The organism is Anabaena sp. UHCC 0187 (genome assembly GCF_009712035.1).
GTDB lineage: Bacteria > Cyanobacteriota > Cyanobacteriia > Cyanobacteriales > Nostocaceae > Dolichospermum.
The window spans coordinates 1-744 of sequence record NZ_VILB01000057.1; the positions used below are offsets into that span (position 1 = coordinate 1).

1 protein-coding gene is annotated in these 744 nt (G+C 28.5%); it reads right to left on the reverse strand.

The genetic code is table 11. The annotated features are described in order from the left end of the window. Nucleotides 1–218 precede the first annotated feature (218 nt). A partial coding sequence (locus FJR11_RS23275; RefSeq protein ID WP_168508052.1) for an IS1634 family transposase occupies nt 219–744 on the reverse strand: 526 nt, incomplete at its 5' end.

A 744-nucleotide genomic window follows, 5' to 3' on the forward strand; every position in this document is an offset into this window, starting at 1 on the left:
ACATTCCGCACTTCAAAAAGTAGTATACAAAAACTACATTTACGACTAATTAAAAACTAGAATTTTTAAAAACTAAGTAGCAGCAATAAATAAATTATACACACCAAAAATCCAGCTTTTTTATTATGTTTAAAAAGCTAGTAAGACAGTTTAATTTGAATTTTTCAATCAATTATGCAAATACAAGACTATGCGATAGGGAATTATAGAGTCGGTAACTAACACAATAAATAATATTTTTGACAAGAATTAGGTAGAAATTGCAATATCCTACAATGTTCATCCGTTAAGTTAAGAATCTTATCAAGTTCTTGTGTAATCAGAATATGAATCCCCTGAAAACATTGAAATATCCACCTTAATGTGGGAGATTCTGTGGGTTTATTCAGTTGATTTTTAACAGTAGCTTTTTGTGTTTTTAATGCAATTCGTAATTGTCTTTGTCCCAGATTATAAACCAAAAGACACAATGCCATTAACATCATCATTGTCTCTACTCTTTCTGGATTTTTCACAAAAAGACTATCGGCAAAAAATAACGGGTCTTTGATAAATCTAAATCCTCGCTCTGTTGATTGCTGTTCTTTATATATTTTCAATATTTCTGTAGGTGCTAATTTGGTTGTATCTAAAATATTCGTTGCTAAAATAAATCGACCACAAGAATTTTCATGTTTTTTGATTAAATCCTGATTTTCTATTAATTTACCTTTGATTTGATAAACTACTGTTTCTCCTTTATTT